Source organism: Burkholderia sp. MS389, from assembly GCF_016899425.1.
Taxonomy (GTDB): domain Bacteria; phylum Pseudomonadota; class Gammaproteobacteria; order Burkholderiales; family Burkholderiaceae; genus Burkholderia; species Burkholderia sola.
In genome coordinates this window covers 2820753-2834841 of sequence record NZ_CP045995.1, presented here as the reverse complement: position 1 = coordinate 2834841, position 14089 = coordinate 2820753, and the positions used below count along the sequence as shown (strand labels likewise).

Annotated in this window: 11 protein-coding genes; 6 read left to right on the top strand and 5 right to left on the bottom strand. The window is 66.9% G+C overall.

Annotated features, from left to right (window positions below; all coding sequences use genetic code 11):
* The first annotated feature begins 246 nt into the window (after positions 1–246).
* The 5 genes from GJG85_RS29035 to acnA all read left to right on the top strand — a co-directional run bounded on the left by GJG85_RS29035 (position 247) and on the right by acnA (position 7663).
* On the top strand, positions 247–1233 hold the full coding sequence (locus GJG85_RS29035; RefSeq protein ID WP_006479357.1) for a malate dehydrogenase: 987 nt from the start codon (positions 247–249) through the stop codon (positions 1231–1233).
* A 184-nt stretch (positions 1234–1417) separates the two neighbouring features.
* Complete coding sequence (locus GJG85_RS29030) at positions 1418–2425, top strand: aldolase/citrate lyase family protein (protein WP_204384142.1); 1008 nt, start codon at positions 1418–1420, stop codon at positions 2423–2425.
* Positions 2426–2655: 230 nt separating this feature from the next.
* Positions 2656–3171: a hypothetical protein gene (locus GJG85_RS29025; protein ID WP_050011294.1), complete on the top strand. Its 516-nt coding sequence runs from the start codon at positions 2656–2658 to the stop codon at positions 3169–3171.
* Between the two features lie 22 nt (positions 3172–3193).
* Positions 3194–4645 carry a bifunctional 2-methylcitrate dehydratase/aconitate hydratase gene (locus tag GJG85_RS29020; protein WP_124630531.1) on the top strand — a complete coding sequence of 484 codons (1452 nt, stop codon included), beginning with the start codon at positions 3194–3196 and terminating at the stop codon, positions 4643–4645.
* Positions 4646–4945: 300 nt separating this feature from the next.
* Positions 4946–7663, top strand: a complete 2718-nt coding sequence (acnA, locus tag GJG85_RS29015; RefSeq protein ID WP_050011296.1) for an aconitate hydratase AcnA — start codon at positions 4946–4948, stop codon at positions 7661–7663.
* 173 nt (positions 7664–7836) lie between these two features.
* On the opposite strand, the gene GJG85_RS29010 is transcribed toward acnA, so the two are convergent.
* The 3 genes from GJG85_RS29010 to GJG85_RS29000 are packed head-to-tail and all read right to left on the bottom strand — an operon-like array spanning position 7837 to position 9028.
* Entirely contained in the window at positions 7837–8277 is a 441-nt protein-coding gene (locus GJG85_RS29010; RefSeq protein ID WP_089489157.1) for a DUF1801 domain-containing protein, read from the bottom strand.
* Positions 8274–8705, bottom strand: coding sequence for an SRPBCC domain-containing protein (locus tag GJG85_RS29005; protein WP_089489156.1), 432 nt, complete (start codon positions 8703–8705; stop codon positions 8274–8276). Before GJG85_RS29005 ends, GJG85_RS29010 begins: the two co-directional genes overlap by 4 nt.
* Positions 8705–9028, bottom strand: a complete 324-nt coding sequence (locus GJG85_RS29000) for a metalloregulator ArsR/SmtB family transcription factor (protein ID WP_050011403.1) — start codon at positions 9026–9028, stop codon at positions 8705–8707. The genes GJG85_RS29005 and GJG85_RS29000 overlap by 1 nt, the downstream gene beginning before the upstream one ends.
* A gap of 647 nt (positions 9029–9675) precedes the next feature.
* On the opposite strand from GJG85_RS29000, the gene GJG85_RS28995 reads away from it, so the two are divergent.
* Positions 9676–11409 carry a S53 family peptidase gene (locus GJG85_RS28995; protein WP_050011299.1) on the top strand — a complete coding sequence of 578 codons (1734 nt, stop codon included), beginning with the start codon at positions 9676–9678 and terminating at the stop codon, positions 11407–11409.
* A 62-nt stretch (positions 11410–11471) separates the two neighbouring features.
* On the opposite strand, the gene GJG85_RS28990 is transcribed toward GJG85_RS28995, so the two are convergent.
* Both GJG85_RS28990 and GJG85_RS28985 read right to left on the bottom strand, forming a co-directional pair.
* Complete coding sequence (locus GJG85_RS28990) at positions 11472–12890, bottom strand: MFS transporter (RefSeq protein WP_124630533.1); 1419 nt, start codon at positions 12888–12890, stop codon at positions 11472–11474.
* A 334-nt stretch (positions 12891–13224) separates the two neighbouring features.
* Complete coding sequence (locus GJG85_RS28985) at positions 13225–14061, bottom strand: ABC transporter permease (protein ID WP_050011405.1); 837 nt, start codon at positions 14059–14061, stop codon at positions 13225–13227.
* Positions 14062–14089: the final 28 nt, after the last annotated feature.

Here is a 14089-nt window from a genome sequence, read left to right as displayed (position 1 = left end):
AACATCTGTCTTATATAAGACATATGATACCGTTTGACTTTGCGCGTGACGGCTCCTACACTCCCGGTCGAGCAAGGGTTCGCGGGTGCAACAGCGCGTCCCCGGCTACGTGCCACGGCCGTCTCCAGGTTCACTGCGTCTGCCATCGCGAGTCCTCCGCCCTGCTTCAATGCAACGCTACGCACAACGCGCATAGAATGGCGTTTTCGCTCGCGTCCAACGCTTCACCCGTCCTGGAGATTTTCAATGGCTAAGCCCGCAAAGCGCGTTGCCGTCACCGGCGCCGCAGGTCAAATCGCTTACTCCCTGCTGTTCCGCATCGCGAACGGCGACCTGCTCGGCAAGGACCAGCCGGTCATCCTGCAACTGCTCGACCTCCCGCAAGCCCAAGGCGCCGTCAAGGGCGTCGTGATGGAACTCGACGATTGCGCGTTCCCGCTGCTCGCAGGCGTCGTGATCACCGACGATCCGAAGGTCGCATTCAAGGATGCAGACGTCGCGCTGCTGGTCGGTGCGCGTCCGCGCTCGAAGGGCATGGAGCGCAAGGACCTGCTGTCGGCGAACGCCGAAATCTTCACGGTTCAGGGCGCCGCGCTGAACGAAGTCGCGAGCCGCGACGTGAAGGTGCTGGTCGTCGGCAACCCGGCGAACACGAACGCGTACATCGCGATGAAGTCGGCGCCGGATCTGCCGAAGAAGAACTTCACGGCCATGCTGCGCCTCGACCACAACCGCGCGCTGTCGCAGCTCGCCGCCAAGTCGGGCAAGCCGGTCGCGTCGATCGAGAAGCTCGCCGTGTGGGGCAACCACTCGCCGACGATGTACCCGGACTTCCGCTTCGCGACCGCCGAAGGCGAATCGCTGCTGAAGCTGATCAACGACGACGTGTGGAACCGCGACACGTTCATCCCGACCGTCGGCAAGCGCGGCGCGGCGATCATCGAAGCGCGCGGCCTGTCGTCGGCGGCGTCGGCAGCCAACGCGGCGATCGACCACGTGCGTGACTGGGTGCTCGGCACGAACGGCAAGTGGGTCACGATGGGCATCCCGTCGGACGGCTCGTACGGCATCCCCGAAGACATCATCTACGGCGTGCCGGTCACCTGCGAAAACGGCGAATACAAGCGCGTCGAAGGCCTGGAAATCGACGCGTTCTCGCGCGAGAAGATGGACGGCACGCTGGCCGAGCTGCTCGAAGAGCGCGATGGCGTCGCCCACCTGCTGAAGAACTAAGCATCACGCATCGTGCCGGGCAGCCTTCGCGGCGCCCGGCTTCGGCACGGGCCGGCACGCCGCCGGCCCGGCCCGCCGATCCGATTCGCGCACGTTTTGCCGCCCGCGCCGCGCCGCGCACCGGCCCAGAGCCTGCCCGAATCCGATTTCCGCCACGTTGACCCGCTTCCCTCACGTAGAAGACATGGCCGCGCTCACTCCTGCACAAGTGCTGTACGACGGGGCGTCCCCGCCCGCGATCCTGCCCTGCTGCGATCACTACGCGGGCAGCGAGAAGCTGATGCGCAAGTCGCTCGCGCTGCAGGCCGAGCTGGGTCCCGTGTTCGACCTCACGCTCGACTGCGAGGACGGCGCGGCCGTCGGCCAGGAAGCCGCGCACGCGGCGCTCGTCGCCGACTTGCTCGGCAGCGCCGAGAACCGCTTCGGCCGCGTCGGCGTCCGCATCCACGACTTTTCCCACCCGCACTGGCGCGACGACGTGCGCATCGTGCTGCGTGCGTCGCGCGCACCCGCCTACATCACGCTGCCGAAGATCGCGAGCGCCGCCGACGCGGCCGAAATGACCGCGTTCATCGAAGGCACGCGCCGCGAGTTCGGCATCGCGCAGCCGATCCCGGCCGACGTGCTGATCGAGACGCACGGCGCGCTCGCGCAGGCGGCCGCCCTCGCCGCGCTGCCGACGGTCGGCACGCTGAGCTTCGGGCTGATGGATTTCGTCTCCGCGCACCACGGCGCGATTCCCGATTCCGCGATGCGCTCGCCCGGCCAGTTCGATCACCCGCTCGTGCGCCGCGCGAAGCTGGAAATCGCCGCCGCCTGTCACGCGCACGGCAAGACGCCGTCGCACAACGTGACCACAGAAGTGCGCGACATGAGCGTCGTCGCCGGCGACGCCCGCCGCGCGCGCGACGAATTCGCGTTCACGCGAATGTGGAGCATCCACCCGGCGCAGATCCGCCCGATCGTCGACGCGTTCGCGCCGCGCGCCGACGAAGTCACGCTGGCCGCCGAGATCCTGCTGGCCGCGCAGGCCGCCGACTGGGGCCCGACGCGCCACGGCGATACGCTGCACGATCGCGCGAGTTATCGGTATTACTGGTCGGTGCTGCGCCGTGCGCGGGCCACCGGCCAGCCCGTACCGGACGAGGCTGCGCCGCTGTTCGGCCCGGCCGCCGCGGGCGTCGCGCCGTGAGCGCGCGCCGCCCGTCGATACACGCGTTTCATGCATTCGACGTTTCGCCAACCGGACAGACGTTTGCGAAACGACAAAAAACGTAACGGAGCCCGAAAACCTGATATACGCGCGGCCAAATAGGTGAAAATAGCGGCCGCTGCGCGCTTTCGGGGCGCGTGCAGTTTCAAACCGGCCGGCAGTTTCGATTGCCGGCCCTTGTCAACTGATTATCGAAAGGTTCTGACTCCATGAAGAAACTCCTGATCGCTACCGCCATCGGCGCCTTGTCCGCCACGATGCTGGTGTCGGCTCCGAGCGCGTTTGCCCAGGGTACGGCCACCACGACCGCGAAGAAGGCCACGGCCAAGCGCCCGGCGCCGGCCAAGCGCATCATCCCGCGCAGCAAGAAGGCGCAGGCACGCGCGGCCGCCAAGGTCGATCCGGTACCGGACGGCGCGGTCAAGTGGTCCTGTAAGGAAGGTCTGTCGTTCGACCTCGCCGGCGACATGAAGCGCGACCAGGTCGTCACGGTTCACTGGGCGAAGAAGAACTACAAGCTGCCGCGTCAAGCCACGACGACGGGCGCCGACACGTTCTACGATCCGGCCGCAGGCTTCAAGCTGGTCGTGATCCCGACCAAGGCGATGCTGTTCTCCGACGCCAACGGCGGCGAGCGCCTCGCGGACGAATGCGTGACGCCGGAAATGGCGCAAGGCACGGCAGCACCGACGCAGTCGAACGAGCTGAAGCCGGCAACGAACTAAGCGCGTTCCCTCCGGCCCCTCGATGTCCGCCCCGGTCTCCAACGTCCGCCCCGCGCCGGATTCGGTACTCGTCGACATCGTCGACTACGTGCTGAACACCGGCCTCGACAGCGCGCTCGCGCTGGAGACGGCGCGTCATTGCCTGATCGACACGCTCGGATGCGGACTCGAGGCGCTGTCCTACCCTGCCTGCACCAAGCTGCTCGGCCCCGTCGTGCCCGGCACGATCGTGCCGAACGGCGCGAAGGTGCCCGGCACGTCCTTCCAGCTCGATCCCGTCCAGGCCGCGTTCGGCATCGGCGCGATGATCCGCTGGCTGGACTTCAACGACACCTGGCTCGCCGCCGAATGGGGTCATCCGTCCGACAACCTCGGCGGGATCCTGGCGACGGCCGACTGGCTCTCCCGCACGGCCCGCGCGGCCGGCCGCCAGCCGCTCGCGATGCGCGACGTGCTGGTCGCGATGATCCAGGCCCACGAGATCCAGGGCTGCCTCGCCCTCGAGAATTCATTCAACGCGGTCGGGCTCGACCATGTGCTGCTCGTGAAGGTCGCGTCGACGGCCGTCGTCGGGCGCCTGCTCGGGCTCACGCGCGACGAGCTGATCAACGCGGTGTCCAACGCATTCATTGACGGCCACGCGCTGCGGACCTACCGCCATGCGCCGAACACCGGTTCGCGCAAATCCTGGGCGGCCGGCGACGCGACGTCCCGCGCGGTGCGCCTCGCGCTGATCGCGAAAACGGGTGAAATGGGCTATCCGTCGGCGCTCACCGCCAGGACGTGGGGCTTCTACGACGTGCTGTTCGACGGCAAGCCGTTCCGCTTCCAGCGCCCGTACGGCACGTACGTGATGGAAAACGTGCTGTTCAAGATCGCGTTCCCCGCCGAATTCCATGCGCAGACGGCCGCCGAGGCCGCGCTGCAGCTGCATGCGCAGCTCGCCGCGGCGGGCCGCACGGCCGACGACATCGGCCGGATCACGATCCGCACGCACGCGGCCGCGCTCCGCATCATCGACAAGCAGGGCCCGCTCGCCAATCCGGCCGACCGCGACCACTGCATCCAGTACATGGTCGCCGTGCCGCTGCTGTTCGGCCGGCTGACCGCGGCCGACTACGAAGACGCGGCCGCGGCGGACCCGCGCATCGACGCGCTGCGCGCGAAAACCGTGTGCGTCGAGGATCCGCAGTTCACGCAGGATTACCACGATCCGGACAAGCGATCGATCGCGAATGCGCTGACGGTCGAGTTCACGGACGGATCGAAGCTTGCCGAAGTGGCGGTCGAGTATCCGCTCGGCCATCGGCGGCGCCGTGCCGAAGGCGTCCCGCTCCTGGTCGAGAAGTTCCGGACCAACCTTGCCCGCCGTTTCCCGGCCAAGCAGCAACAAGCGATTCTCGACGTGTCGCTGGACCAGGCAAAGCTCGAAGCGATGCCGGTCGATGAGTACGTCGACTTGTATGTGATATAGGGGGCTGTTTGCGGATGAAACGGACATGCGAATGCCCCAAATCGGTCGCAGGACAAGAAGTGAGGAGCGCCGTTTGGCCGTGCCAAACAAGCGACGAACGACGCCGTCATGCGGCCGATTTGGGGCATTCCCGTGGAATAAATTTTAAATTTGGGGTTGCCCCGAGAAAGGCCGCTCGCTGCGTCACGCTCCTTGCGAGCGGCCTTTCTCGGGGCAACGCATGTCCGTTTCATCCGCAAACAGCCCCCTGGTCATCTACAGGACTCTTTGTTTCCTAGCCTTAAACCCAGGAAAATCACCATGGCCCACAATCTCCACAAGACCCTCAAGGAATTCGACAGCGGTTCCGGCAAAGGCAAGTTCTACTCGCTGCCGCAGCTCGGCAAGGAACTGAAGACGAAGATCGAACGCCTGCCGGTGTCGATCCGCATCGTGCTCGAGTCCGTGCTGCGCAACTACGACGGCAAGAAAATCACCGAAGAGCACATCGAGCAGCTCGCGAACTGGAAGCCGACCGCGAAGCGCGTCGACGAGATTCCGTTCGTCGTGTCGCGCGTCGTGCTGCAGGATTTCACGGGCGTGCCGCTGCTCGCCGACATCGCGGCCATGCGCGGCGTCGCCGAGCGCACGGGCAAGAACCCGAAGAAGATCGAACCGCTGGTCCCGGTCGATCTCGTCGTCGACCACTCGGTCCAGATCGACTACTTCCGCCAGAAGGACGCGCTCGACCTGAACATGAAGCTGGAATTCCAGCGCAACAACGAGCGCTACCAGTTCATGAAGTGGGGCATGCAGGCGTTCGACACGTTCAAGGTCGTGCCGCCGGGCGTGGGCATCGTCCACCAGGTGAACCTCGAGTATCTGGCGCGCGGCGTCCACAAGAAGTCCGACGGCGCCGACACCGTGTACTATCCGGACACCCTCGTCGGCACGGACAGCCACACGACGATGATCAACGGCATCGGCGTGGTCGGCTGGGGCGTGGGCGGCATCGAGGCGGAAGCCGGCATGCTCGGCCAGCCGGTGTACTTCCTGACGCCGGACGTCGTCGGCGTCGAGCTGAAGGGCAAGCTGCGCGAGGGCGTGACGGCCACCGACCTGGTGCTGACGATCACCGAAATGCTGCGCAAGGAGAAGGTCGTCGGCAAGTTCGTCGAGTTCTTCGGCGAAGGCACGCGCTCGCTGTCGCTGCCGGACCGCGCGACGATCGGCAACATGGCGCCGGAATACGGCGCGACGATGGGCTTCTTCCCGGTCGACGAAAAGACGATCGACTACTTCGAAGGCACGGGCCGCACGAAGGCCGAAATCGCCGCGTTCGAAAACTACTTCAAGGCGCAGAACCTGTTCGGCATCCCGAACGCCGGCGACATCGACTACACGAAGGTCGTGACGCTGGATCTGACGACGGTCGCGCCGTCGCTGGCCGGCCCGAAGCGCCCGCAGGACCGCATCGAGATCGGCCACGTCAAGTCGACGTTCACCGACCTGTTCTCGAAGCCGGTCGCGGAAAACGGTTTCGCGAAGAAGGCGGACGACCTGGGCACGCAGTACACGACGAGCAACGGCGTCGACGTGAAGAACGGCGACATCCTGATCGCCGCGATCACGTCGTGCACGAACACGTCGAACCCGAGCGTGCTGCTGGCCGCCGGCCTGCTCGCGAAGAAGGCGGTCGAGGCCGGCCTCACGGTCGACCCGAAGATCAAGACCTCGCTCGCGCCGGGATCGCGCATCGTCACCGAGTACCTGACGAAGACGGGCCTGCTGCCCTACCTGTCGAAGCTCGGCTTCGAAGTCGCGGCGTACGGCTGCACGACCTGTATCGGCAACGCGGGCGACCTGACGCCGGAACTGAACGAAGCGATCACGAAGAACGACATCGTCGCGGCGGCCGTGCTGTCGGGCAACCGTAACTTCGAAGCGCGTATCCACCCGAACATCCGCGCGAACTTCCTCGCGTCGCCGCCGCTCGTCGTCGCGTACGCGATCGCCGGCAACATCACGCGCGACCTGATGACCGAGCCGGTCGGCAAGGGCAAGGGCGGCCGCGACATCTACCTCGGCGACATCTGGCCGACGAGCGATGAAATCCACGCGCTGCTCAAGTTCGCGCTCGATCCGAAGAAGTTCGAGGACAACTACTCGAAGCTGACCAAGAAGGGCGACCTCTGGAGCAAGATCGAGGGTGAGACGGGCGAGGTCTACGACTGGCCGAAGTCGACCTACATCGCCGAGCCGCCGTTCTTCGGCAACGACTTCTCGATGGAGCCGGCTGCGTCGATCCCGACCGTCAAGGGCGCGCGCGCGCTGGGCATCTTCGGCGATTCGGTCACGACCGACCACATCAGCCCGGCAGGCTCGATCAAGGAAGACTCGCCGGCAGGCAAGTGGCTGAAGGAAAACGGCGTGCAGAAGGCCGACTTCAACAGCTACGGCTCGCGCCGCGGCAACCACGACGTGATGATGCGCGGCACGTTCGCGAACGTCCGGATCAAGAACCTGATGATCCCGGCGAAGGCGGACGGCACGCGCGTCGAAGGCGGCCTGACGATCCACCAGCCGAGCGGCGAACAGCAGTCGATCTACGATGCGGCGATGCAGTACGTCGCCGCCGGCACGCCGACCGTCGTGTTCGCGGGCGAAGAGTACGGCACGGGCTCGTCGCGCGACTGGGCCGCGAAGGGCACGCAACTGCTCGGCGTGAAGGCCGTGATCGCACGCAGCTTCGAGCGGATCCACCGCTCGAACCTGGTCGGCATGGGCGTGCTGCCGCTGCAGTTCAAGGGCGCGGACAGCGTGCAGTCGCTCGGCATCACCGGCGAAGAGACGTACGACATCGAAGGCCTCGGCGACGACTTCAAGCCGCAGCAGGACGTCACGCTCGTGATTCACCGCAAGAACGGCGAAACGCAGCGTGTGCCGGTGCTGCTGCGCATCGATACGCCGATCGAAGTCGATTACTACAAGCACGGCGGGATCCTGCCGTTCGTGCTGCGCTCGCTGCTCGCAGCGTAAGCGCGCGGCCGTTGCAGGTGCCGCAGCCGCCTCGCGGGCGGTTGCGGCCGATTTGGATGCCCGACTTCGTGTCGGGCTTTTTTTCGCCTGTGCGCCGGCGGGCGTCGTAGCGACGATCGCACGGCGGCGCCCCGCTTTCGCCGAACGTCACCCGCCGGTATGCGGCTCGCGCGTCACGCCGCCTTGCTACTTCGTGCCTTCGCGCCTGCGGAAGAACCAGATCGCGCGTTCTTCTTCAGATGCGTGCGGTTGTATTCGATCGCCGCGCGCACGAGGTGCTTCAACGCCCGCTTGTCGATCTTGTCGCCTTCGAAGAAATCGATCGCGCGCCGCGCATTGCCTTCGAGACCGTCGTTGAACAGCTGGTCGGGATCGGACAGTTTCGCCCCGTGCATGAACGTGAGCTTCACCTTGCCCTTGTGCGCGTTCGCGACCGCGATCATCCCGTCGCACGACCACACGGGGCTGCCCATCCACTTCCATTCCTCGACGATGCCTTCGTCCGTCGCGAGGATCGTCTGGCGAAGCTCGGCGAACGTCTTGCCGCGCCAGTCGGTGATGCCGGCGATCAGTGCGTCGATGCGCTCGGACGGTTGCAGCTCCGTTGCACTCATGCGCGGGCCTCCGTTTGCGTGTCAGGACGCGACAACACCTGTTCGAGCGATTCGAAGAACCGTACCCAACCATACTGCGCGCCGCGGTACGCCTGCTCCTGGTCGGGGCGGAAGCCGACCTGTTCCATACGCAGGTGCGTGCCGGCCGGCGTCGGCGTGAGCGTCCACGTGACGACGCTTTCGAGGCCGTGCGCCGCCCACGTATAGGACAGCGTACGGTGCGGCTCGATCGCGAGGACCGTGCAGTCGACCGAGCCCCAGTCCGCCCGGAAACTGAACGCACGGCCCGCGACGGGCTCGAAGTCGCTCTTCATCAGCCACGCCTCGATCAGGTGCGGTTGCGTGAGCGCGCGCCAGATCTTCTCCGGCGAATGGGGCAGTTCCCGGTCAACGACGACGGAGCGCGTTTCGGTAGTGGCTTGGTTCATTACTGATCCATCCTTTTGAGCAGATCTTCGAGGGCATCGAACCGGCGCTGCCAGAAGCCTGCCATCTGGCTCGTCCAGTCGATCAACGGGGCCAGCGCTTGCGGCTGCGCGCTGTAATGCGTCTGCCGGCCTTCGTGACGGTCGTTCACGAGCCCGGCCTGCTTCAGTACGCCGAGATGCTTCGACACGGCCGGCTGCGACACGCCCGCATGGGCGGTCAGCGCGGCAACCGTCAGCTCGCCCTCCGCGCAGAGCCGCTCGAAAAGCGCGCGGCGCGTGGGATCGGCGAGTGTCCTGAAAAGCGTGTCCTGAGCTTTTTGCATGTCGTCCAAAATCCATAACCAACGGGTTATGTATTGAAGGATATCCGCTGATCGGCGCGCGTCAAGGCGGGATTTCATGAATGACATGGCTCGATCCCGCGCGACCGGCGGGTTCGTCACACCGGCTCTCGTCCACGCCCGATTCGAGCATTTCCTCTAATCCACGATGGCGACGCGCGATCCGAAAGCGGCCTGCAAGACTGGCCGATGCGCTGTTCCACAGTTCGGGAAACGTTCGGGGTCCGCCTGCCCCGTTGTTGTGCCCGCGCGAAGCGGTTCCTGACGAGTCGCTTCCAATGACCACATAGTGCGATACGGCGCGCCGCCATTGACACGCAAACGCCGTGCATCCACGCGGCGCTTCCTTCCACGCCCGCTCACATTCCGATGCTGCAACGAACGACTCGTGCGTGCGAGCGACGCGCATTGTCGCGCCGCCGTGCCGCGAACCGGTTCCGCTCACCGGCTCCGCCATTACCGTCGCGCACGACGCCACGCGTGCAGTGATGCCCCCCGTTGTCAGAACTGACAGCTATGGAAAATGGCAGCTACCCGAACGGCATCGACGCCCTACGCTCGTCACCGCTCGCGGCCCCACAAGGGCCGGGGGTTCCAGTAACGTCGCCTCTCCTAAAAAAGGACTCCCGATGAAAAGGAACGCCTGGTTTGCCCTTCCCCTTCCGTCGCCCCGCCGCCTGGCGTGCGTGGCACCGCTCGTGTTTGCCGCCGCCGCGGCGCACGCAGCGACGGATTGGGTCGATACCCATACGAAGGCCTTTCTGACCGGCCCGCAGTTGATGGCGCGCAGTGCGGCGCCGTCGCTCGAACTGGCGGCCGGTGAAACGACCAACGTCGTCGTCAGCCTGAAGCTGCGCAACGCCGCTCAGCTCAAGCAACTGGCGCGCGACGTGAACCGGCCCGGCAGCGCGCATTACCGCCAGTACCTGACGCACGAGCAGTTCCTCGCGAACTACGCGCCGACCGATGCGCAGGTGAAGTCGGTCGTCGACTATCTGCACAAGAGCGGCTTCACGAATGTCGAGGTCGCGCCGAACCGGCTGCTGATCTCCGCCAGCGGCACGGCCGGCACGGTGAAGGCCGCGTTCAACACGTCGCTCGTGCACTTCGAGTACGCGGGCCGCTCGGGGTTCGCCAACACGTCGACCGCGCAAGTGCCGCGCGCGCTCGGCGACGTGGTCGGCTCGGTGCTCGGGCTGCAAAGTGTCGCGCGTGCACGGCCGATGCTGCGCATCGGCAACGTGGCGAAGCCGCAGGCGCTCGCGGCCGGCACGGCGACGGGCCACTATCCGAAGGAATTCCCGGGCCTCTACAACGCGACCGGCGTGCCGACCGCGGCCGGCGTGACCGTCGGCATCGTCACGATCGGCGGCGTGTCGCAGACGCTGCAGGACCTGAAGCAGTTCACGTCGAGCAATGGCTACGGCACGGTCTCCACGCAGACCGTCAAGACCAATGGCACGGGCGGCAGCTACTCCGACGACCAGGACGGCCAGGGCGAATGGGATCTCGACAGCCAGTCGATCGTCGGCTCGGCCGGCGGCCAGGTCGGCAAGCTGGTGTTCTACATGGCGGACCTGAACGCCGCCGGCAACACGGGCCTCACGCAGGCGTTCAACCGCGCGGTGTCGGACAACACCGCGAAGGTGATCAACGTGTCGCTCGGCTGGTGCGAAACCGATGCGGACGCGGACGGCACGCTCGACGCCGAGGAGCAGATCTTCACGACGGCCGCCGCGCAGGGCCAGACGTTCTCGGTATCGTCGGGCGACGAAGGCGTGTACGAGTGCAACAACCGCGGCTATCCGGACGGCTCGAACTACACGGTGTCGTGGCCAGCTTCGTCGCCGCACGTGCTCGCGATCGGCGGCACGACGCTCTACACGACGTCGGCGGGTGCGTTCTCGAACGAGACGGTGTGGAACGAAGGGCTCGATTCGAACGGCAAGCTGTGGGCGACGGGCGGCGGCGTCAGCACGATTCTGCCCGCGCCGTCGTGGCAGTCGGGCAGCAATCGTCGGTTGCCGGACGTCGCGTTCGACGCCGCGCAAAGCACGGGCGCGTACATCTACAACTACGGCCAGTTGCAGCAGATCGGCGGCACGAGCCTCGCCGCGCCGATTTTCACGGGCTTCTGGGCGCGTCTGCTCGCGGCGAACGGCACGGGCCTCGGCTTCCCGGCCGGCAACTTCTATGCGGACATTCCGTCGCATCCGTCGCTCGTGCGCTATGACGTCGTGTCGGGCAACAACGGCTATCAGGGGTATGGCTATACGGCGGCCACCGGCTGGGATCTGACGACCGGCTTCGGCAGCCTGAACATCGCGAACCTCAACCAGTTGATCAAGTCGGGCGGGTTCTGAGCGATGCATGAAGACCGGCGCGCGGCGATGGCTTGCCGCGCGCCGGTTGTAACTGCCCCGCGCTACTCCGTCGCCGGCTCCTCCACGCGTTCCGACACGACCGGCGCGCCGGCCCGATGCGACGGCGCGAACAGCCGCAGCCCGCTCGCGACGCTCGCCGCACCCGCGAAACCCGCACCGAGCATCAACGCAAGCGTCGGCCCGTGGCGGCCCGCGATCCCGAACGACAGCGCAACCAGCGCCGCACCCGTCGCCTGCCCGATCAGCCGCGCGGTCGCGATGATCCCGCTCGCGCCGCCGCTGCGCTCGGGCGGCGCGCTCGACATCAGCGCTTTCAGGTTCGGCGACTGGAAGAAGCCGAAGCCCGCTCCGCACAGCATCATTCTCCAGCCGATGTCGACGACGCCCGGCGACACCGGCAGCGCGGCAAGCGACACCATCCCCGCACTCAGCAACGCGAGGCCGATCGCGCCGAGCAGCCCGGGCGGATAACGGTCCGACAGCCGCCCCGCGATCGGCGCGGCGAGCGCGACGATCGCCGACCACGGCGTCATCAGGAATCCCGTCTCGACCGCACTGCGATGCAGGACGGTTTCGAAATAGAACGGCAGCGACACGAACGCGAGCCCCTGCGCGGCGAACGCGCAGACGGCGGTCAGCGCGGACAGCGTGAACACGGGCCGGCGGAACAGGTCGACCGGCAGCATCGGCGCCGGATGCCCGGCCTGGCGGCGGATCAGCAGCCAGCCGAATGCGAATGCCACCGCGGCCGCGGCGAACACGACGGAGAGCGGCCCGCGCTGCGCGAATTCGCCGAGCGCGAAAATCAGCGACGCGAACGTGATCACGTTGAACAGCGCGGCTACCGGATCGAATACATGCTTGCCGCGCGCCGTCTGCGGCAGCGACGGAATCGCCACCGCGAGCGCGAACGCGCCGAGCGGCACGTTCACCGCGAACAGCCACGGCCACGCGGCCACCGACAGGATCAGCGACGCGATCGTCGGCCCCACCGCGAACGACACGCCGACGACGAGCGCGTTGAAGCCGACGCCGCGCCCGAGCCGGTGTGCGGGAAACAGACCGCGGATCAGCGCGACGTTGACGCTCATGATCGCGCTCGCGCCAAAGCCCTGCACGATGCGCGCGGCCGTCAGCATCGGCAGTGTCGACGCGAGCGAACAGCCGAGCGACGCCAGCGTGAACACCGCCAGCCCGGCGACATACACGCGCTTGTGGCCGACGATGTCGCCGAGCGACGCGAACGGCAGCAGCGTCGCGACCATCGCGAGCTGGTACGCGTTGATGATCCACACGGACGCGGCCGGCGACGCATGCAGGTCGGTCGCGATGGCGGGCAGCGCGGTGTTCGCGATCGCGGTGTCGAGCGTCGCGAGCGCGACGGCCAGCAGCACGGCGGACATCGCACGCCAGTTGACGGCCGGCTCGTGCGCGCCGGTGGGGGAAGCGATTTCGGACAAGATGGGCTCGGCTGACGAGCGACGCACGGCGTCGCGGATTGAGCGGCGCGGCGGCGGGCGTACCGGACGGCAAGACCGGCGCGCGCGTTGCCGCGATCCGTATTGTTGCAGAGCCGCATCGAACGTGCAGGCGACCGCTTCGTCAGTCAGCGAAACGAAAGCTTGCGGGATGCCGTGCCTGGCGCGCGGCATCGTTGAGTGCACAACGATCGACGATCCGGCGGCTGCCGGGCGGCCCGTCGGGCTCGCGCGCAGCGTCGTCGTGCGGCGCCGGGGGCCGGCCCGGCCGCGGCTGCCGGCGACGCCGTCGCGCCATCACGTCAGGTCGACCAGGTCACGACACCGCACGCCGCGCATTGCGGCCGCGCAGCCATTCAAGCGCGAGCAGCAGGCTCGTCGAGAAGATGATCAGGATCGTGGCGAGCGCAGCGATCGTCGGACTGATGTTCTCGCGGATGCCCGTGAACATCTGGCGCGGCAGCGTCGTCTGGTCGGCGCCCGCGAGAAACAGCGTGACGACCACTTCGTCGAACGACGTCGCGAACGCGAACAGTGCGCCCGACATCACGCCCGGCGCGATCACCGGCAGCGTCACGCGGAAGAACGTCGTAACCGGGTTCGCGCCGAGCGACAGGCTCGCGCGCACGAGGTTATGGTTGAAGCCCTGCAGCGTCGCGGCCACCGTCGTCACGACGAACGGCACGCCGAGCGCCGCATGCGCGGCGATCAGCCCCGTGTAGGTATTCGCGAGCCCGAGCGGCGCGAAGAACAGGTACATGCCGACGCCGACCACGACGACCGGCACGATCATCGGCGACAGCAGCACGGCCATCAGCAGCCCCTTGCCGCGGAAGTCGGCTTTCGTCAGGCCGATGGCCGCGAGCGTGCCGAGCACCGTCGCGACGACGGTCGCCGACGGCGCGACGATGAAGCTGTTTTTCGCGGCCATCCGCCATTCGTCCGATGCGAGCAGGTTCTCGTACCAGCGCGTCGAGAAACCCGGGATCGGATAGACGAGGAACGTGCTCGACGAGAACGACAGCGGCACGATCGCGAGCACCGGCAGGATCAGGTACAGCAGCGTCAGCACGACGAGCACGCGCAGCGCGACGTACCACGCGCGCTCGACGAACGACATGTGCGGCGCGAACAGCGGCCTGGCGAGTTTCATGGTCGGCATCCCCTTCCCGTTTCCCTGT